The organism is Oceanispirochaeta sp., assembly GCF_027859075.1.
In the GTDB taxonomy this organism is placed as follows: domain Bacteria; phylum Spirochaetota; class Spirochaetia; order DSM-2461; family DSM-2461; genus Oceanispirochaeta.
The window spans coordinates 1-18,889 of the sequence record NZ_JAQIBL010000255.1; the positions used below are offsets into that span (position 1 = coordinate 1).

General features: G+C 48.8%; 16 protein-coding genes. 3 read left to right on the plus strand and 13 right to left on the minus strand.

Features of this window, described 5'->3' with window-relative positions:
* Together PF479_RS14115 and argF are read left to right on the plus strand one after the other, a co-directional pair.
* Positions 1 to 1,267: arginine deiminase (locus PF479_RS14115; RefSeq protein WP_298007713.1), on the plus strand; the 1,267-nt coding region annotated here is incomplete at its 5' end.
* Positions 1,268 to 1,296: 29 nt separating this feature from the next.
* Positions 1,297 to 2,289, plus strand: coding sequence for an ornithine carbamoyltransferase (gene argF / locus PF479_RS14120; RefSeq protein ID WP_298007715.1), 993 nt, complete (start codon positions 1,297 to 1,299; stop codon positions 2,287 to 2,289).
* Positions 2,290 to 2,356: 67 nt separating this feature from the next.
* Here the strand turns inward: argF and PF479_RS14125 are convergent, their stop codons facing one another.
* From PF479_RS14125 to ord, 7 genes are read right to left on the minus strand one after another with little or no spacing between them, the layout of a single operon-like run.
* On the minus strand, positions 2,357 to 4,168 hold the full coding sequence (locus tag PF479_RS14125) for an alanine racemase (protein WP_298007717.1): 1,812 nt from the start codon (positions 4,166 to 4,168) through the stop codon (positions 2,357 to 2,359).
* Entirely contained in the window at positions 4,155 to 5,552 is a 1,398-nt protein-coding gene (locus PF479_RS14130) for a GlmL-related ornithine degradation protein (RefSeq protein ID WP_298007718.1), read from the minus strand. Before PF479_RS14130 ends, PF479_RS14125 begins: the two co-directional genes overlap by 14 nt.
* On the minus strand, positions 5,553 to 7,766 hold the full coding sequence (oraE, locus tag PF479_RS14135; RefSeq protein WP_298007720.1) for a D-ornithine 4,5-aminomutase subunit OraE: 2,214 nt from the start codon (positions 7,764 to 7,766) through the stop codon (positions 5,553 to 5,555).
* Positions 7,763 to 8,128: an ornithine aminomutase subunit alpha gene (locus tag PF479_RS14140; protein WP_298007722.1), complete on the minus strand. Its 366-nt coding sequence runs from the start codon at positions 8,126 to 8,128 to the stop codon at positions 7,763 to 7,765. Before PF479_RS14140 ends, oraE begins: the two co-directional genes overlap by 4 nt.
* Before the next feature lie 2 nt (positions 8,129 to 8,130).
* Positions 8,131 to 9,555 (minus strand): 2-amino-4-oxopentanoate thiolase subunit OrtB, encoded by a 1,425-nt coding sequence (ortB, locus tag PF479_RS14145; RefSeq protein WP_298007724.1) that lies wholly within the window; start codon positions 9,553 to 9,555, stop codon positions 8,131 to 8,133.
* A complete protein-coding gene (gene ortA / locus PF479_RS14150) occupies positions 9,545 to 9,874 on the minus strand; it encodes a 2-amino-4-oxopentanoate thiolase subunit OrtA (RefSeq protein WP_298007726.1) in 330 nt (109 codons plus the stop codon). Before ortA ends, ortB begins: the two co-directional genes overlap by 11 nt.
* Positions 9,862 to 10,914 (minus strand): 2,4-diaminopentanoate dehydrogenase, encoded by a 1,053-nt coding sequence (ord, locus tag PF479_RS14155; RefSeq protein WP_298007727.1) that lies wholly within the window; start codon positions 10,912 to 10,914, stop codon positions 9,862 to 9,864. Before ord ends, ortA begins: the two co-directional genes overlap by 13 nt.
* A 248-nt stretch (positions 10,915 to 11,162) precedes the next feature.
* On the opposite strand from ord, the gene alr reads away from it, so the two are divergent.
* Positions 11,163 to 12,314 (plus strand): alanine racemase, encoded by a 1,152-nt coding sequence (gene alr / locus PF479_RS14160; protein ID WP_298007730.1) that lies wholly within the window; start codon positions 11,163 to 11,165, stop codon positions 12,312 to 12,314.
* On the opposite strand, the gene PF479_RS14165 is transcribed toward alr, so the two are convergent.
* The 6 genes from PF479_RS14165 to PF479_RS14190 all read right to left on the minus strand — a co-directional run.
* On the minus strand, positions 12,292 to 13,098 hold the full coding sequence (locus PF479_RS14165) for a TrmB family transcriptional regulator (protein ID WP_298007732.1): 807 nt from the start codon (positions 13,096 to 13,098) through the stop codon (positions 12,292 to 12,294). The genes alr and PF479_RS14165 overlap by 23 nt on opposite strands.
* A gap of 110 nt (positions 13,099 to 13,208) precedes the next feature.
* Entirely contained in the window at positions 13,209 to 14,756 is a 1,548-nt protein-coding gene (locus PF479_RS14170) for a histidine kinase N-terminal 7TM domain-containing protein (protein WP_298007734.1), read from the minus strand.
* A gap of 85 nt (positions 14,757 to 14,841) precedes the next feature.
* Positions 14,842 to 15,081, minus strand: a complete 240-nt coding sequence (locus tag PF479_RS14175) for a hypothetical protein (protein ID WP_298007736.1) — start codon at positions 15,079 to 15,081, stop codon at positions 14,842 to 14,844.
* A gap of 31 nt (positions 15,082 to 15,112) precedes the next feature.
* On the minus strand, positions 15,113 to 16,387 hold the full coding sequence (locus PF479_RS14180) for an ArsB/NhaD family transporter (protein ID WP_298007737.1): 1,275 nt from the start codon (positions 16,385 to 16,387) through the stop codon (positions 15,113 to 15,115).
* A 1-nt stretch (position 16,388) separates the two neighbouring features.
* Positions 16,389 to 17,279: a CBS domain-containing protein gene (locus PF479_RS14185; RefSeq protein WP_298007739.1), complete on the minus strand. Its 891-nt coding sequence runs from the start codon at positions 17,277 to 17,279 to the stop codon at positions 16,389 to 16,391.
* A gap of 2 nt (positions 17,280 to 17,281) precedes the next feature.
* The coding region (locus PF479_RS14190; RefSeq protein WP_298007741.1) for a cation:proton antiporter at positions 17,282 to 18,889 on the minus strand (1,608 nt) is incomplete at its 5' end.

Consider the following 18,889-nt stretch of genomic DNA (forward strand, 5'->3'; position numbering starts at 1 on the left):
AATGATCAATTTCAAAAGGCAGGATCAAATGATCAATACCCCTTTTTATAATGTGAATTCTGAAGTTGGAAAACTTGAATCAGTTCTTCTTCACAGACCCGGTAAGGAACTCGAAAGGCTGACTCCCCAGTATCTGGAAGAACTCCTTTTTGATGATATCCCCTGGTTGGGCCGCATGCAGGAAGAGCATGATATGTTTGCCGATGCTCTCAGGCAGAGGGGCTGTAAGGTTTACTACTATGACAAACTTCTGGAAGAGATCCTGAAGGATGCAAATGTTAAAAAAGAGTTGGTCCAGGAACTTGTCGTTTTTTCGGGTATCGATCGTTTGAAAGAAAAGGATGCCATCCTGGAACATTTGCTATCCAGGAGTCCTTCCGCCTTAACTGAGATCCTTATCGCCGGTCTCCATAAGAGTGAAATCAGCTACAGAGAGGATCATAGAAGCCTCTCCTATTATATTGCCGATGACTATCCTTTTTACATCAATCCTCTGCCAAACCTCTACTTCACACGAGATCCCGGATCTGTTATAGGAAATGGAATTTCCATTAACTCGATGAAAACCTTCGCCCGGAGCCGGGAACCCATGATTTTGTCTTTTATCAACCGTTTCCATAGAGAGATTAATACTGGTGATATTCCTCAGTGGTACGATTATCATCAAAGCGAATCCATCGAGGGAGGCGATATTCTTGTGTTGAGCAAGACCGTCCTGGCCATTGGCTGCAGCGCCAGAACCTCGGCGGTGGCTATTGAGAAAATAGCAGAAAATCTCTTTCGTTCCGGATCTTCCATCGAGGAGATACTTGTCATTCAAATACCCTTTAAGAGAGCCTATATGCATCTGGATACGGTATTTACCATGATTGATAGGGATAAATTCACTATATTTCCCGGAATCGAGGGGGATATAAAGGTCTTCAGCCTGAAGAATCCTTCCCGAAAAGAAGGTGGATTGAAGATCAGCCACCGGGGAGACTTGAACAAGGCCCTCAGCAAGGCCCTGAAACTGAATCAGGTCCTGATTATTCCCAGCGGCGGAGGGGATAAGATCACGGCGGCGAGAGAACAGTGGAATGATAGTACGAATACACTGGCAATCTCCCCCGGAACCGTTGTAACATACCGGAGAAATACCGCCTCGAATGACTCCCTGCGGAAAAATGGGGTAGAGGTTGTTGAAATTGAAGGATCAGAGCTTGTTCGCGGACGGGGTGGACCCCGTTGTATGAGCATGCCCTTAAAAAGAAATGATATTGAATAAAACCATTTTGAGAGTTGAAGGAGAATAATATGGCTGTCAATTTAAGAGGAAGACATCTGATTACACTGAAGGATTTTACTCCTGAGGAAATCCGTTATCTACTGGATCTTTCCCTTGATCTGAAAAGAAAAAAAAGAGCCGGGATCAGAGGGAACCTTCTGGACCGAAGAAATATAGTTCTGCTTTTTGAAAAGGCATCGACAAGAACCCGTTGTGCCTTCGAAACCGCCGCCTTTGATGAAGGAGCTCAAGTTACCTTCCTGACAAACAGTCAGATGGGAAAAAAAGAGTCTGTTGAAGATACGGCAAAGGTTCTGGGACGGTTTTACGATGGTATCGAATTCAGGGGATTCAAGCAGGAAACCGTGGAAGATTTGGCCCGATATGCCGGGGTTCCCGTGTGGAACGGACTGACTGACCTCTACCATCCAACACAGATCCTGGCTGATTTTCTGACCGTGATGGAGCACTGCGACAAGCCCTTGAATAAGGTCAAATTCGTCTATGCAGGTGACGCTAGGAACAATATGGGGAACTCCCTGATGATCGGCGCGGTTCAAATGGGAATGCATTTTGTAGCCCTGGCACCTAAAGAACTCTTTCCCTCAAAAGAACTTGTGTCCGAAATGAAGGAAATTGCCAAAGAAACCGGTGCTGTTATCGAGCTGTCAGAGAGTCTGGATGCAGTGAAAGGGGCCGATGTGATTTATACGGATGTCTGGGTTTCCATGGGTGAAGAAGCTCTCTTTGAAGAAAGAATCAAACAGCTGAAACCCTACCAGGTGAACATGGATATGATCAAAAAAACCGGCAACAAAGATGTTCTTTTCATGCATTGTCTTCCCGCCTTTCATGATACCGAAACAGATGTTGCCAAGGATGTGAAAGAAAAGTTTGCTCTGGATTCAATGGAAGTGACGGATGAAGTCTTCAGAAGCAGGCATTCCGTGGTTTTCGATGAAGCGGAAAACAGAATGCATACCATCAAGGCTGTCATGGTGGCTACGATCGGCAATCTCTGAGTCATTAAGGGGAAATAAAAAAACCGATGGACTGTGAGGTTCATCGGTTTTTTGGGCCCATTGCGAGTCAGAGCCTGAGTATCCGCCTGCCGAAGGCAGACTCCACAATCGAAGAAAGGGCTCTATCGTCGATCCAGCTCTTATCCGGGATTCCTGAGATATCCAGAGCCAGCATCCGGGTCGAATCGGCTATCATTTCCATGGCCATGTGGGCCTCCCGGAAGGTCAGGCCTTCTCCTTCCGCATTAATCACATCCGTACTGAGGCGGGCATAAAATCCTTCTGTACCTGTCGTAATCTTCCGAAGGCTGTTGATCATGATCTCCCTCATCCCCAACAGGTCTATGTCTTCCATGGTATAGGCCTGAATGCCTATGTTTCTGATGATTTCAACTTCTGATTTATCGGCTTCTCTCAGGCCGATGATCACCGTATTCTCGGGTGATACGAAGGACGAAAGGTCAGATTCTGAATCTAATAATCCAAATATTTTTGAGAGAAATGAGAACTTGTTGTTTCCAATGTTTTCTCTGTGTAATGAGGCATAAGGTGACAGGATTATCAGTCCTGTCTGTCTAAAAAAATGGGTCAATCCTTTTATTGAATCATAGGTTTTATTGATCTCTCCGCCAATAAAAGGACGCTTTGAATGTTCTACAATTTCCAAGATTAATTTTTCATTAATATCCGATTTATTGACCTCATATTTATAACCCAGATCTTCCAGATGTTTGAGTAAGTTCTCATTGAGGAAAAGTGGCGAGTTTCCCAGCATAACGATCGGTTTTTTTTCCATTTCAGTCCCGCCTTTGTTGAGGGGTGTTTTTCTAACATAATTGGAAGTCATGGCAGCAAGGAGAGCCCCATAGTTCATGTTGAAACATATCTGGTCGCCCAGTTTGACCGGGGATTTTGTCAGTGAGACATCCACCAGAAGATGATCACTGGACGCACCCAATATGGTGATGTTTGTATCCTCAGGGATCAGTTTATCTACGAGGATATCTTCTCTTCCCACACTGAGAATCCCCCGTAATATTTCTCCCTTCTCCGTAAAAACAGGTTTTCCTCCAAAGGCATCCAATCCGGTTTCTCCGATGGGAACAGAAGGCTTCTTCTTCAATTCTATCAGTTCGGCGGATAACTGGAAGGCATCACAGCTGCAGCCGGGCCAGATGGTTCCATTGACTGTTTCACGTCCCAGGACTATGGCCTCACCGATTCTGAGATGATTGATCCTTTGAGGCATTTTTCCACTGGCCAGGAGGGGGAGAGAGGAGGAATTGCCGCCGGAAATTATTTCCAGTGTTATCTGAAAGGTCTCTTCGATCTCTTCGGCGAAGCCGACAAGCTGTTCCATATTGGTTTTGGTGGGTAGGACTCCTCCAAAACAGGTCAGGTTGGTTCCGATGCCCGCGATCCTGATCCCCTTGAATCTCATCACTTCGGCAGCTGTATCCATCAGATCCCGGGGCCAGATGCCTTCCCGCAGATCTCCCAGATCCACCATCAGAATGATCTTATGAATTTTTCCTTTTCTGAGGGCGGCTTTCGAGAGGGATCTGATCACCGAGAGCTCCGAATTAAGGCTGATATCGGCATGAGCCACGATTTCATCCACCTGTGAAAGAGGAGGTATCCGCAGCATTATCATGGGTGCATTGATGCCGCTGGCCCTCATGCGCCTTATGTTTTCCACCCGGGATTCACCAAGGCTGACGACTCCTCCCTCCAGCATGGCCCGGGCGACAAGGGGCATGCCGCAGGTTACTTTTGTCACCCCCGTTACAAGGACTCCCCGTTCCCGGCAGAACGTAACTATCGCCCTGGTTTTGGACCTCACTTTATCGATATCTATAAGTATTTCAGGACCCGCCATGGGGCACTCTCCTGGTCTGATTTTCTGCCTGATAAAAGGAAAAGAGCCGGGCGGCTGCTTCGGGATACTCCCTGCTTAATACACCCAGGGAAGCCATAATGTAGGACGAATCGATCAAAACCCGGGGGAGGGCCTGGGGTAAAAGATCTTTTTTATGTCCTTGAGTGAAAACTTCTGTCAAAAGGGAGGCTCCCGTATCCAATCGGGTCAGGGCTCCTCCTGTCCCGACAATGGTGGTAATGGCCGTCAGATCCCGTCCTTCGGATCCTGTTTTTTTGCCCTGGGCCATAAAGGAATCACGGTACTTTCCCACATGTCTGTGGAGGGCTGTTTTCAGTGCCGTGAAAGTCAGTTCGCTGACCAGGGCTCCCTCCTGAGGGTTTTTGGGCAGGGCGTTCAGGGCCAGGACAGAGTCTTCCAGCTCTTCTTCTTTTATGCCGCAGATCCGGGTCATCCTTTTTTTATCAGAGAGGGCAAACACATTCATCCGGTTGATAAACACACCCAGATCGCCTTCTACGGTGCGTTTGGCCCGGGGCTCAGGATACAGTTGAATCCGGTTTACATCATCGCTTCCTTCTGTGACTGAATGGACATCCGTTGTCGCCCCTCCCACGTCAAATGTGATCAGATCACCCAGATTTTCTTTCAATAAAAGAGATGCTTCCATAACGGCTCCGGGAGTCGGAAGGATGGGACCATCTACGAGGGAGCGGATTTTATCCATTCCCGGGGCATGGACGATGTGTTCTTCAAAGATGGTCTGGATAATTTTTCTGGCAGGCTGAACCTCCAGGCGGTCAATCCCCGGATACACATTCTCAACGATATACAGAGGGGAACCAGTGTTTTGAAAGATCTCGCCAATCTCCTCCCGGTTTTGAAGGTTCCCGGCATAGATCACCGGAATATCCAGCTTCAGGAGGGCAATTTTTTCGGCATTGTACAAAGCGGTTTCCCGCTCTCCATAATCCACTCCCCCGGCGATAAGGATGATATTGGGCCTGTTTTCATGGAGTTTCTTCAAATCACTTCGGCTCATTCTGCCGGCTGTGATCTGATGAATATTGGCGCCTGCACCCAGGGCGGCCTCTTTTGCGGCCCTGACCGTCATGTCATACACAAGGCCGTGGACGCTCATGCGTAGACCCCCGGCAGCACTGCTGGAGGCAAGAAATCGGTCCCAACTCAGATGATCCGTTTGCAAATGGCTTTTAAGGTCGTCCATGGCCGCATTCAGACCGACCGTGACATCCCCCTCGAGAACGGTGGTCCGGAAAAATCCCTGCCCCTCAAGATGGGGATTGTCCGTACGGATGCCGCTGAAGGCATTGACCACTGTGGTGGTACTCCCTATTTCGGCGCACAGAACATCGACTCTCATCTACAGGCTCATCTCTTCACGGCGTTTTACCAGGAAGGTGGCATTCATGGTCCCGTTGGACCCCCGGCCGAATCCCTGATCCATGCCGTTTTTCCGGGCCAACTCGGGAGTTACCTGAGTTCCCCCGGCAATCAGGATAATTTTGTCCCGTATGCCCTTTTCTATACAGGCATTATGGATTTTCTTCATATTTTTATAATGTACATCATCGTGGCTGATGATGGTGGAAATCAGGATGGCCCCGGCATTCAGCTCAATCGCCGCATCCACCAGTTTATCAACGGGGCAGGATGTACCCAGATAGTGGACCTCGATGCCGAAACCTTCGATGCCTCCGTGCTTGATGTCGAGGATTTCCCGGAGTCCCACTGAATGCTCGTCTTCTCCCACCGTGGCGGCCACCACTTTCAGGGGTTTTGCCTTGATGGCTGCACATATCTCTTCAAAACTGAGGATTTCCGGCTCGGGAGGGATGACCAGTGTATCCAGATTGATAGAGTGTTGAAACTTGCCTTTTATCTCTACACGAGTGCCTTCGGCAGCCTGCATCACCTCGCTGTGTATGACCTCCACCTCTGTCAGGCCCATTTTTTTTCCTACTTCTATGGCCGCAAAGGAGGCGGTCCGCTCATCTGTAGGCAGAAACATGGTGGTTTGAACCACGCCGTCTCCCAGCCACTCCATTTCGGGTTTGACGATGTTCTTTTCCCTGTAGTCCCGGTTCTCCTCCATCCGGACTCTTACATTGTCCACATCATCCAGCTCATCGATGTAGACGATCTTTTCCGGCTGCTCGAAGGTTCCGCCTCCTATCAGACAGGAAGGGTCCCTGACTGCTTCTTCACCGTAGGGTTCCAGGTTGTTGTAACCGAAGTGGGCCGTGACAGGGGCCATATAATCTTCAGCCCGTTCATACACCGTACCCGCTCCGACCCCGCCGTTTCTATGCCGGGTGATGGCATCGTCATTCCGTTCGGGGTAGTATCCCGAGTCCACAAAGAATCCCTGTTCCACCGCACTGAAATATCCGCCGACTTCCACCATCTCTTCCAGATAGAGAACCGCCCGTTCTTTCAGCTCCCGCACTTTCTGGGCCAGTTCGCCCTTATCCCTGCGGATCTGTATCATTTCCATCAAACCGTCCATGCCGGCAAAGGCCTGCCTGGCCGTGTCGGTGCCCTCCATATTATAGATGTGCCAGGGAACATTCCGTCCCTCATCGGGGGTGATGGTGGACTGGATTTCCGCACGGGTCAGCTTGGAAATCAAGAGGTTCAGTGTATGAGTGACCGTGGCTTCCCTGGTAGAGGACCCCATATATTTTGTGTTTTGCTGAGCCCGCATCCTGTACTCTGAAAAGAGTTCTCTCAGGGCCACCGCATAGGGCAGATCCAGACGCATACAGGGGGCGGGGGGAGCCGTGGGAGGAACCGTGGAGAGGCAGATGTTTTCTTTTTTCATTCCCGCCTTCACCGAGAAGATGGAGTTGAGACCGTGCTGTACCATCAGTTCGGGCATGACCTTCCAGGCATCCCGGGCTGTAGCGTTGGCGTTGTGGGCTCCGTCTATCTGGGCCATACCTGCCCAGGCCATGACCCTTTTGGCCGCAGCCGCATCCACAAAGCTTCTGACCATGTTGATGTTGCGGTACAGAACATTGTACTGAGGGTCCTGGTGGGCCCCGTTGACCCCTTCCTCGGCAAAGAGGACGGCAATCTCCGGCCCGGCTACACCGCTCACATAGGAGTGGTAGTTGATGGGTCTGCCAATTTCATCTTCTATCAGATCCAGAGCCTTTCGCTGGGCCCGGAGTTGCTTCCGGGAGATCGGCACTCCGCCGATGCCCTGGGGAGTGCCTTCGATCAGGCCGTCCATATGACTCTGACCGGCCGTCCGGATGACCATCAGATGGTCTGCTCCATGCCAGGCGGCCATGCGCATCCGGCGGATGTCATCCTCGAATCGGCCGGAGGCAATCTCGGTGGTAATTGTACTCGTGGACTGGGGGTCAATGTCGTTGAAAAAGTGTCCGGCAGGCAGGGGCTGGCCCTGTTTGAGGTTTTCTGAGGTATCATAATACTCGAACTTGCCTATCTGCCTTTTTTCACCCGATCCCTTCCGCCAGACCCAGTTTCTCCGTCGGGGCCGGTAATTTTCAAGATTCTTCAGTATCTCTGGAACATTCAGTTTTTCATTTTTTATCAGTGGTTTCATCTGCTCCCTGCCTGAAAGAGAAGTTCTGTCTCATCCCAGAGTCTGTTTTCTGCCAAGGCCAGACCGGCCTCACGGATTTCCAGATGCCTGGTCCTGGAGAGTTTGATCACCAGGTGGCCTGCTCCGTGTTCCAGAAGACCCCGGTCGATGGCTCCCTGGACGATAGAATGAGCCTCCATGCTGGAAAATCCCATCCGCAGGAGGACCGAGCGTTCGATGGACGGGGAGGTATGGCCGGTTGCCATGTCCACAATGGGGTCCATCAACTGCCCGCAGAGTTCCCAGAATCGGCTTTCCAGCTGATCCTCACTCATAGCGGCCAGATGTTGTCTTCTTTGTTGATAATCATCTTTTCGTTCCATTCTTATCCTTCCATTGCCTTGATTATTGATTGTACTTTTTCTATGGATTGCCTGGTTTCATCTGCCAGATACTGCAGATCCTCCTGACTCAGATCCTCCTCACTCAGATAATTGACGCTGTGCTCTGCCAGGCAGTTCCTGATGTAGGAGCGGCGAATCTTGTCCAGATCCAGATCCACCGTCTGAATCATGGAGGGATGTGAGGGCAGAATGATGGATGTTCCCGGAATCTCTTGTGCAGGATTGCCGAAGCGGATGTCTATTCCGTTGTCCCGGGCAAAGGAGAGCTGAGGCTGGATGTGTTTTCCCGCGCCGGTGTATTCGGTTTCCTGTACCAGGATCATCTGATTTGCATCCATCTCCCTTGCGATGGAGAAGGCTGCCGCCAGAGAGATATTTCCGGCGGGACCCCGTTCCAGTCCCTCTATCTGAGCCAGGGTCTCGGTCATATAAAAGACCTCTCCCTGACGGACAGTCACATAGCGGTCCAGATAGCGCAGGGGCCTTCCCGCTGAGCGGGGAACATCGGAACGGTCGGGATTCGTGGCAAAGGGGATACCGAAACCCGTATGTCCTGTGGTGAAGGATTTTCTATTGAACTGCTTGTCACTGGCCATATGCAGGCCTTTGAGGTCCACGCTTGCCCCGATGATTGATGTCTCCGGGGCTCCTGCCTTGATGAGTCCTCTGGCTGTCCCGGTGACATTTCCGCCGCCTGCCGTTGTAATCACAACCGCATCGGGATTCCTGCCGCACTTTTCCTTCATCTGCTGTGACAGTTCGTAACCCAGGGTTTCAACACCGGCGATTCCGAAGGGAGTGTAGAGGGATGCATTGAAAAACCCCGTTTCTTCCAGGAGCTGGAGAAAGGTGTAAAAGAGTTCGGGTCCCACCGACAGTTGTATTACCTCGGCGCCGTAGGCTTCGCATTTTCGGGCCTTTTCGATGATTTCGGGCTGTCCCTTGCCCCGGGAGTCATAGCATTCCTGGAGGATGATGCACTTCAGACCCAGCATGGCCGCCTGACTGGCCACGGCGGCTCCGTAGTTGCCGCTGGTCGCCGCAATAACACCCTTAAAGCCCAGTCTTTTGGCATGGTAGACACTGACAGCCGCCCTGCGGGCCTTGAAACTGCCCGAAGGATTCACTGCTTCATCTTTGAGGAATATCCGGGCACCCTTTCCCCGGGGAGCCGTCCTTCGGCAGAGGGCTGTCAAGTTTTTCAGTTCATAGAGGGGGGTCTGTCCCACCCCGGTTTCGGTCTGGATCTTTTGAATGTCCTGGAGGGAGTAGCCGATATCCTTCATCAGGACTTCAAAATCAAAGGCCACAGATCCCGACTCATAACGGCTGTAATCGATGCCTACAGATTTTTTCATGATTTCACCCTTGCGGGCCATGAGTGATTCGTAGGGACTATGATTCATTATCAGACTCCTCGGGGGCTTCCTCTGCAGACAGAATCTGTCTGATCTGACGGCCGATCTGAAGGATTTCGGGGATACAATGTCCCCAGCCGTGGCTGTATTGAGGATTTATTTCAATAAGGGTTCCTGTCATTCTGCGTCCGATGATGGTCTCTATCTCTACTTCTTCTCCTGTCTCTGCCGTTTCCAGGAGGAGAAAACCCTTGTCCCACATCTCCAGGGGGACTTTTTTTGTATCCTCCGGATTCTGAGAGGCTCTTTCCGGGGGAGAGAGAAGGATCTTATGAATTCTAACCCAATCTCCTTTTACGGACTGCATATCAAATCCCTCATATCCCCCATGATGGCCCGTGGAACGGGCAGATCAATCATGGTTTTCAATCCTGGATGTGAATTGATCACATGTGGAATCATATTGACGCACATGGCAATGGTGCCGATTCCTCCGGGAATCTCGGGTTTGATCGCCATGGATATGTCGGGGGTTCCCTTGATGCGGATGTAATCTCCTGTCTCGGTGCCTTCCAGCTGAGGTTCTATCTGCTGGGGGTGGATCATTCGGATTTTTTCTTTTCCGTCGACAAAACCGGAACCTTTCATACTGGATCCGGCGATGTTCCCCGGCTGAACTTCCGCATACTGTGTTTTACGGTAAACCGAGGAGACAATCGGCTCCATCGACTGCCTGACAGGTTCGCTGAGTTTCCATCCAATGGCGCGGGAGATCATTCCCACGGATTCATTAAACCCCACATGTCCGGCCAGGGTCTTGTCTTTGACTCCCTGAGCAAATTCTGAGGGAGTGAGGCCTACTCCCTGTTCTTCCATGACGGCAGGGCCGAAGGGGGAGAGGCTGTTGATCCGTTCTGCTTCAATCTCCTCCACGTCGATACAGGCCCCGGTGAGGGCCACCACAAGGAGATCCATGATGAGGCCGGGATTGATTCCGGTTCCCAAAACAGTGACCCCGTTGGCCTTGGCAATCTCATCCAGTTTCGCGGTCAGTTCGGGTTCCGAGGCCAGAGGGAAGGCCATCTCTTCGGCAGTGGAAATGACATTCAGTTTCTCTTCGAGAAGGTATTGAATCTTGGGAAAGGCTTTGTCTGTAAAGGAGTCTGTGGCTAGAAGAGCTATGTCTGCTGGATGTCCCTGCAGAACCCGGGCAATATCACTCTGAAGGATGACATCCTGACGGTCGCCTTTCTCGACCCCGCAAAGATCAAAAAGGCTTCTGCCCACACGGTCGGGATGCATGTCGCAGACCCCGCATATCTCGACCCCTTTCTTCTTGAGGAGCATCCGGGCCATACCGCTGCCCATGGCACCGAATCCCCATATTATGACTCTGATATTTTCCATTATTCAATTCCTTTCCATCAGATCTGTGTATTTTTAATTCTACCATTACTACTGTAATAGTAACAACAAATATTTTTCAATTTATTCTCACTTTAAAGAGGATCAAAAATCATAGCAGCTATTGAATTTATTCGGGGTAAACACGAAAATGAAGCAGTGATTACAGATGTTGCAAATCTGAATGATGCGGTGGAAGGCCATGTCCTGACCATCATCACAGCATTTTAATTTTTCGGGGGCAGACCAGCGTGCAGGCAGAAAATAAAAGAGCGACAAGAGCCGTCATCCATCTGGACCATATCATCCATAATCTGGAGTGTATAAAACAGCTTACCGGGGGAGATAAGAAGATTTGTATCGCCGTAAAAGCCGATGCCTACGGCCATGGAGCCCTGGAGATTTCCCGGAAAGCCCTGGACTGGGGTGTCGACTTTCTGGCAGTCGCCACGGTGTATGAGGGAATCATACTGAGGAAGGCAGGTATTGATGCTCCCCTTATCCTCTTCGGCTTTGCCCTGGATGAGGAAATCCCCGAGATTGTGAGTCATGGATTCACTCCTTTTGTGGGTGATGCAGCCTATGCGGCAAGACTGGATGAGGAGGCTTTCAGACAGGGAGTCATTCTCAATGTTCATATGAAAATAGATACAGGAATGGGCCGCATCGGAGTCAGCCCTGAGGGAGCTCCTCTTCTGGCCGAAAATCTGGTGGAAATGAAGAACCTGAAACTCGAGGGAGTCTGTACACACCTTCCTGTCTCTGACAGTCCTCTAGAGGATGATCTCCATTTCACAGAGGAACTGATTGGCCTCTTAATCAGAACCTTTGAGGCCGTCAGGGCCAAAGGAATTGATCCCGGCATCATTCATGCGGCCAATTCGGGAGCCATCATCACTCACCCGGAGGCTCACTTTGATATGGTCCGTCCGGGAATCTGTCTCTACGGATACTATCCGGACCATAGAATGGTAAAAACAGTTGATTTCAAGCCAGTCATGGATTTGGTTTCAAGACTTTCCTTTCTCAAGAAGGTTCAAAAGGGGAGTCCCATCTCCTACGGAAGAACCTGGCTTGCTCCGGAAGATACCTGGATTGCCACGATTCCTGCGGGCTATGCCGACGGATACAACCGTCTTCTTTCATCCCGGGGGAGGGTCCTGGTGAAGGGGAAGTCCTGTCTTGTTACCGGACGTGTCTGTATGGATCAATTTATGATCGATTTGGGAGCCGAAACAGAGGCGGTTTTATTTGATGAAGTCCTCCTCTTCGGTGGGGCCGAGGGAGGCATGACGGCGGGAGACATCGCCGCATTGGCCGGCACCATTCCCTATGAAATAACCTGTAATATCAATAAAAGAGTGCCCAGGGATTATAAAGTTAGTGGCCGTACTTTTTTCTGAGATTTTCAAAGTTCCTGCCGAAGAACTCTTCTACCTTCTCTCCCAGGGAATGACTCACCTCGGCGATATAGAAATCATGGATGATGTATCCTTCTATGGATTTAATCAGTCCCTTGTTCCGGGTCCATACGGCCTGGCAGGGCATGACCCCTCCCAGGCTTCCTGTAATACAAACCTTTCCGTCTATGACGAGGTCCAGGGAACGGCCGACTTCATGGATGTCATCCAGTTTTTCGATGCTATGGGTGTAGACCTCACCAAAGTCGGGTTTCGCCTCTCCATAGAGGAGGATATTGATTTTGACACCCCGGTTCCGGGCCTTTCTCAGACAGTCTTCCAGTATCATCAATTCCTCATCCCAGAGACCGATAAAGATGATTGATTCAGACTCCTCTATGAGTAGAGCGGCCATTTCGACGGCTTCAGTCTGACCGGACAGATTCCATACCGGATCAAAATCGGCTGTGAAGTTGAGAGATTCCAGCTGATGCTGAAGTTCCCCTGTGAGTTTTGAATTATTGCGGCGCAGACGTGAAATGAGCTCCTCAGGTGATATGGGAGAGAAAAGCTCCGGGTTGGTTCCCTTGGAAGTGAAATAACATTTTTTTATTAGACGTCTGGTAATATCGTACACCCGGGAGTGAGGCACTCCCGAATTCTTTGATATGTTGTAAGCACTCAGGGGGTGATCATTGATCAGGGTCATATACACCTTACCCTCGTACTCGGTAAATCCAAGATCTTTGAGATTACTTAATATTGCTTCTGTTTCTTTTTCAGTCATAGTTGTGTTTTAACATCATAGCTCCCAGTTTGTACCTTGTCCACAAGGACTGTTTTCAGAAGGGGAGGAGCTTGTTCGGAACTGTGTGTATATTTCGTCCTTCCCTCTGGTCAAGATTCTTTTAAGCAGCTGACCCGGTTACGGCCTTGCCTCTTTGAGAGATACATGGCCTGATCTGCTTTTTTTAATCCTGAAGAAAGGGTTGTTTTATTTAATATGAACTCTGTCAGTCCAAGACTGATGGTTATTTTAATGTCCTCCGACGGAGAGGGCAACACCATGTTTTCGATGGCTTCCCGTAAGCGCTCTGCCACTTCATTGGCTGCTTCGCTGCCGGTTTCCGGAAGCAGAATGACAAACTCTTCTCCTCCCCAGCGGGCGAAAAGATCAATTTCACGCAGTTTTTCCTGACATGTCCTGACCATGGCTTTTAATACCATATCTCCCACATCGTGGCCGTAATTGTCATTTACATCTTTAAAATGATCTATATCTATCATAATCAGCGAGATGGCGGAGTTGTACCGTTTGGTTCGGATCAGTTCATTTTCGGCAAGCCAGGTAAAATGGCGGCGATTAAGAATGCCTGTAAGGGTGTCTGTGGTGGCAAAACGCTCGAGTTCTTTTTCCATTTTTCTCTGTTCTGTCATGTCCCGGAGAACCAGAATCCGACCCATGGAATAGTTCTTTCGATCTATAAGAGGGGATCGTCTGATGTCATAAAACATTTCATTCCCTTCTTTTATCATTTTGATTGTGTCGAGTTGTTCCTTTGTATTCAGGAAGACTTCAACCAGCTCGGGTTTATCCTTAAACAGGTCGCTGACACTGCAGCCGACAGCATCCTGAGAAGGAAGTTCCAGAATCATTTCAGCCGCTGGATTGAGGTCTCCCACTCTGCCATGATTATCCAGTATCATTACACCGTCGCTCATGTTTTTTAATACTTCACTCCGGGCCACAGGGATCAGGTCAAGGAGTTTATTCCTGCTGAAAGCCCAGGAAAGGAGAAATGCAGTAAAGGTATACATGAGGGGGGTTAAATCGTAAATGGGCAGGGGAAAGAGGTTTAAAAGGTATGTGATGTTACCGAAATAAGGAATTGCCATGCCCAGGAGAATGGCAACATATTGTTTTTTATTGAGGACTGGGGATGTATGATAGGATTTCAGTATCACCGTGGCCGACCATATGGCCAGAGCATAGGCATAAAGGGCCCAGATCTTGAAAACCGGACCATAACTCAAGACCATGACCCTGATAGGCCCGGACTCTTCAATCCAGTAGTCAGTGTAGAAGAGATGATGCCCTGCATCGGTCCATACCATAAAGATTGTAAAGAGGGGTATCAGGAAAAGGGCCGCATAATAGCGACGCCTGGTAAATATACTTCTCCCCGTATATTCATAGCTGAATATGAAGAAAAATGTGGGGACCAGGACGATAAATATATATTGAAAACTGCAGATAAGCCGGCGGGTTTCCAGGTCCAGGTCAAACCAGATGAGCCCCTCCAGTATAGACCAGATAGATATGCTGATAATCTGAACCAATAAAGAGAAGGCGCCCCTTTTTTTCCTGTATCTCAGGATATAGAAAGCCAGGAGTATATTAATGACAGCAGATATCAGATAAGGAAACCAATAATAGATCAGCATATCCATTCTCTCACAGGTATTAATAAAAGAGTGTTTATTGTATCAGGATCTTCTTCTTTTCAAAAGTTCTCAAAGATACAAAACATTAAGGTCTTTTATTCTTCTTAGCATAGGCTATCACCGTATCAATATCCAGAAAAAGGCAGGACTCTTCTTCAATCATCTCATTCTCACGCGAATTGAGGAGATCCTTCTTTTGAAGATCCCTGATGATGATTTTCAGCTTTTTTAAACCCGATGCGTCTACTATGGGAACATATCGGAACCTCAGAATCAGGATGGTCTGAGGTCTTTGTTGAAGTTTAAAGGAAGGGACCCGAATCAAAGAACATGGGGCCACCACCTTTCATATACATCTACATCAGATAACGGAAATAAACATAAGCACTGGATACCATAAGAGAGCAGACCATGACGACCATACCGTATTTTGTGAACTCCATAAAGCTGATCTTATAACCGCTTCGCCCGGACAAGCCGGCACTCACGACGTTGGCTGAAGCTCCGATCAGGGTTCCATTTCCGCCCAGACAGGCTCCGATGGCCAGGGACCACCATACGGGATCGATATTTGTTCCCATATCCAGACTCAACCGTTCCACAAGGGGAATCATTGTAGCTACATAAGGAATGTTATCCAGGAAGGCAGATAAAAACCCGCTCACCCAGATGATGGATTCGGAGGTGATAAACATATCTCCATGGGTTAAAACCAGATATTTTTCTGCCAGGAAGTTGATGACCCCCAGGTTCACAAGTCCCCCTACCATGATAAAGAGGCCTATAAAGAAAAAGATTGTGGACCATTCCACTTCGTTGAAGAATTCCTCAACATCATCGGATCCTGCGAGCAGCATCAGGACGGCAGCTCCCCCCAGAGCGATCGTCGAAGGGGCTAAGCCTATGACACCGTGAAGGAGAAAGAAGAGAAGAACCAGAAAAAGAACCACAAGACTCTTGATCAGAAGTGTTTTGTCTTTTATGGAAGCATTCTCATCAAAATCCATTATACGGGCCCGCCGCTCCATGCTCACTTTTAAATCTTTCTTGAAAAACAGGAGAACCAGGCCGGAATGCATGACCATCAGGATCAAAGCCAGTGGCCCCAGATTAATCAGGAAATCTGTAAAACCAAGGTTGGCTGCACTACCGATCATGATGTTGGGAGGGTCACCTATCAGGGTAGCCATTCCGCCGATATTGGAAGCCAGGGCGGAACTGATTATAAAGGGAATGGGATTGAGTCCTAATTCCACAGAGATCAGGATGATCACAGGTGTCAGGATCAATACGGTTGTTACATTGTCCAGCAGGGCGGAAAGCAGGGCGGTGATCACAGAAAAAAGAATCAGAATCTTTACGGGATCTCCATGGACCACCTTAGCCGATTTAATGGCAATATATTGAAACAGACCTGACCGCTTTGTGATGCCTACAATCACCATCATACCAATCAAAAGAAAGATGACATTCCAGTCAATTTCTTCATAAGCCATCTTTTCATTGAGAATACCCAGGGCAATGAACAGTACTGCTCCCAGGAGTGCCAGTATGGTTTTATTTATGACTTCCAGAGAAATCAAAATGAAAATGAGTACAAAAAAGAATACTCCAAGGATTATTAGAATCATATCAGGCTCTCAATACTTTTTTGAGAATATCAGTTTCACTGACCATTCCCACCAGTTTTTTGTCTTCGATCACAGGAATATGACGGACACCTTTGGTTGTAATCATCATCACCGCTTCGATGATGGATCCTCCCTTGGCAATCTTTCGGCTGGGGGGTCTCATAATCTCCTGGACCAGGATTCTGTCTTCCTCCCTCAATAGGGCCTCAAAGGGCTCCAGGGTTTTCAGGAAACTGACATCACCCAGACGTTTGACATAATCTGGAATTCCCTTGGAAAAGAGATCCTTGATGGTGACCTCGCCGATTTGAACGTTGTTTTCATCGACCACAGGGATATAACTGAGGTCCTTCTGATAGAAAAGGTCAGAAAGTTGGGCTAATGTTGTCTGTTTGGTGCAGGAAATCGGGTCGGGGGTCATGATATCTTCAATGGTGATCTCTTTTTTGATCTGCATTGTATTCAGCTCATCATGGATCTGCTGGGCCGATAATCCCAGGAGGGAGTCCAGGAACTCTTCTTTGCCAAAGTATTTCCCAAGAGAGGAGAGTACGGGCAGATAGAAGGACGATCCGGCCTTGGATGTCAGAAAGAACATGAGAACTTTCACATCTCCCTGATCTGTCTCCAGAGTCTTTGAGGGAACCCACATGCCGATCAGAATATCTTCATATCCGTCTATGCGGCCGTGGGGAATGGCTATGCCCGGAGGCAGGACCGTACCTCCCAGGCTTTCCCTCTCCAGAACAATTTCTTTGATTTTTTCAACAGAAACAGGGAGTTTCTCTTTTTTAGAGAACAGTTTGATGAGGGCATCAACCGCTTCCATTACGGATGCGTATTTATCCCCCGTCAGGATGTACTCTTTTTGAATCAATGAACCAAGTTTCATTATCAGACTTCCTCCATTTGGACTGCTTTTTGTTCAAACTCAGACAGTCTGCGGGAAATGAGCTGCTGTATGCGTCTGTACTCGATGATTCCCATAGCATGTCCGTCACTGTCTACAAGGGGGACGGAGGGAATATTACTTTTTTTAAAGAAACTGTATATCTCGGCGGCACTCGTATCCTTTGTGCACTTGTAAATAACCTTATCCATAATATCATGGGCCAGTAAGAATTTTGATAAGTCAGAAGCAATAAAAGTGTCTTTCAGTTTTTCGATGGAAAGAATCCCTGTCAGCATGCCTTCGGTATTGACCACAGGATAATAGAGATTGTCCCTTTCGGCGAATATTTTCAGAATTCCCTGGAGAGGTTCATTCTCTTTGATCATCGGAATTTCCCGGTCTGCCAGATCCCCGGCCCTGCTCTGGAGAATTAAGTCTTCCTCTGTCACATTCAGACCGACTTCTCCTGACTTGACTACGGCGTATTTAACAAAGGCCGGGCCAATGATCTGAACCACAAAGGTCGTGGCCGTAATGACCAGGATGATTGTATCCCCGATGGGACCCTTGAAGGACTGACCGGCTACAATGGACAGACCGATGGCCACACCCGCCTGACTGAGAAGGCAGAAGGGCAGGTACTTCCTTACCGTTTTGGGAGCCTTTGACAGGGTCGCTCCCAGGATGGCTCCAAAAGCTTTACCAGCAATCCTTCCGACGATATAAACCAGGGCCAGAATGACAGACATGAGGGTCAATCCAGACACATCCAGCTTGGCCCCGACCAATACAAAGAAGAGGATATATACTGGAGGGGTAAATTTTTCGACCAGGTGAAATGTCTTTTTACTTCTCAGGGGAATATGATTGGTCACAAAGAAGCCCAGGCTCATGGCTGCCAGAATCATATCAACCTTCAGTATCTGGGCTGCCCCGATGATCAGAAGTATGGCACCGACAGAAAAAGCCAGAATCTTGTCATCATTCACAAAAGAGCTTATGGCCCGTTTGATGATGGCTCCCGCCAGAAATCCCAATAGTATGGCGGCCCCGATTTCCCAGATAAGCTCCACAAGGCTGTATCCAAGGCTGACATTGCCTTGACCACTTAGCAGTCCGGCGATGCTGGATGCCAGGGCAAAAAGAAGGAGGGCAAAGGCATCATCCATAGCCACAATGCCGAGGACCATGGTTGTCAGGGGACCTTTGGTCTTGTTTTCCCAGAGGACATCCGTGGTGGCTGCCGGTGCGGTGGCAGACGAAATCGCACCCATAAGCAGTCCGAAGGAGATGGCTGTCAATTTATCATTAAAAAATAGAAAACCCATCAGGATCATGAGAATGGAAACGAGGAAGAAGGCGCCCAGTGCTTCCAGTATGAGGATGGTAGAAAACTGCTTTCCGTACTTTTTCAGTGTACTTATTTTGAGTTCTCCTCCGATCATGAATCCAATAAGGCCCAGGGCAAAAGAATTGAAGGGCTGCAGAGCCACCAGAGTGCTGGTATTCACAACATTGAAGCCGGTTTTCCCCAGAATCACTCCCAGGCAGATATACCCGACAACCTGGGGAATCTTCCATTTTTGAAACAGACGGCCCACAAAGGTTCC

What these genes read in the sequence shown, in the direction of transcription:
- PF479_RS14170 (WP_298007734.1), bottom strand. Translation starts at nt 14,756, where the DNA reads ATGCTGATCTATTATTGGTTTCCTTATCTGATATCTGCTGTCATTAAT.
- ord (WP_298007727.1), bottom strand. Translation starts at nt 10,914, where the DNA reads ATGGAAAATATCAGAGTCATAATATGGGGATTCGGTGCCATGGGCAGC.
- PF479_RS14140 (WP_298007722.1), bottom strand. Translation starts at nt 8,128, where the DNA reads ATGGAACGAAAAGATGATTATCAACAAAGAAGACAACATCTGGCCGCT.
- PF479_RS14180 (WP_298007737.1), bottom strand. Translation starts at nt 16,387, where the DNA reads ATGATTCTAATAATCCTTGGAGTATTCTTTTTTGTACTCATTTTCATT.
- ortA (WP_298007726.1), bottom strand. Translation starts at nt 9,874, where the DNA reads ATGCAGTCCGTAAAAGGAGATTGGGTTAGAATTCATAAGATCCTTCTC.
- PF479_RS14165 (WP_298007732.1), bottom strand. Translation starts at nt 13,098, where the DNA reads ATGACTGAAAAAGAAACAGAAGCAATATTAAGTAATCTCAAAGATCTT.
- PF479_RS14130 (WP_298007718.1), bottom strand. Translation starts at nt 5,552, where the DNA reads ATGAGAGTCGATGTTCTGTGCGCCGAAATAGGGAGTACCACCACAGTG.
- PF479_RS14185 (WP_298007739.1), bottom strand. Translation starts at nt 17,279, where the DNA reads ATGAAACTTGGTTCATTGATTCAAAAAGAGTACATCCTGACGGGGGAT.
- PF479_RS14125 (WP_298007717.1), bottom strand. Translation starts at nt 4,168, where the DNA reads ATGGCGGGTCCTGAAATACTTATAGATATCGATAAAGTGAGGTCCAAA.
- ortB (WP_298007724.1), bottom strand. Translation starts at nt 9,555, where the DNA reads ATGAATCATAGTCCCTACGAATCACTCATGGCCCGCAAGGGTGAAATC.
- argF (WP_298007715.1), top strand. Translation starts at nt 1,297, where the DNA reads ATGGCTGTCAATTTAAGAGGAAGACATCTGATTACACTGAAGGATTTT.
- oraE (WP_298007720.1), bottom strand. Translation starts at nt 7,766, where the DNA reads ATGAAACCACTGATAAAAAATGAAAAACTGAATGTTCCAGAGATACTG.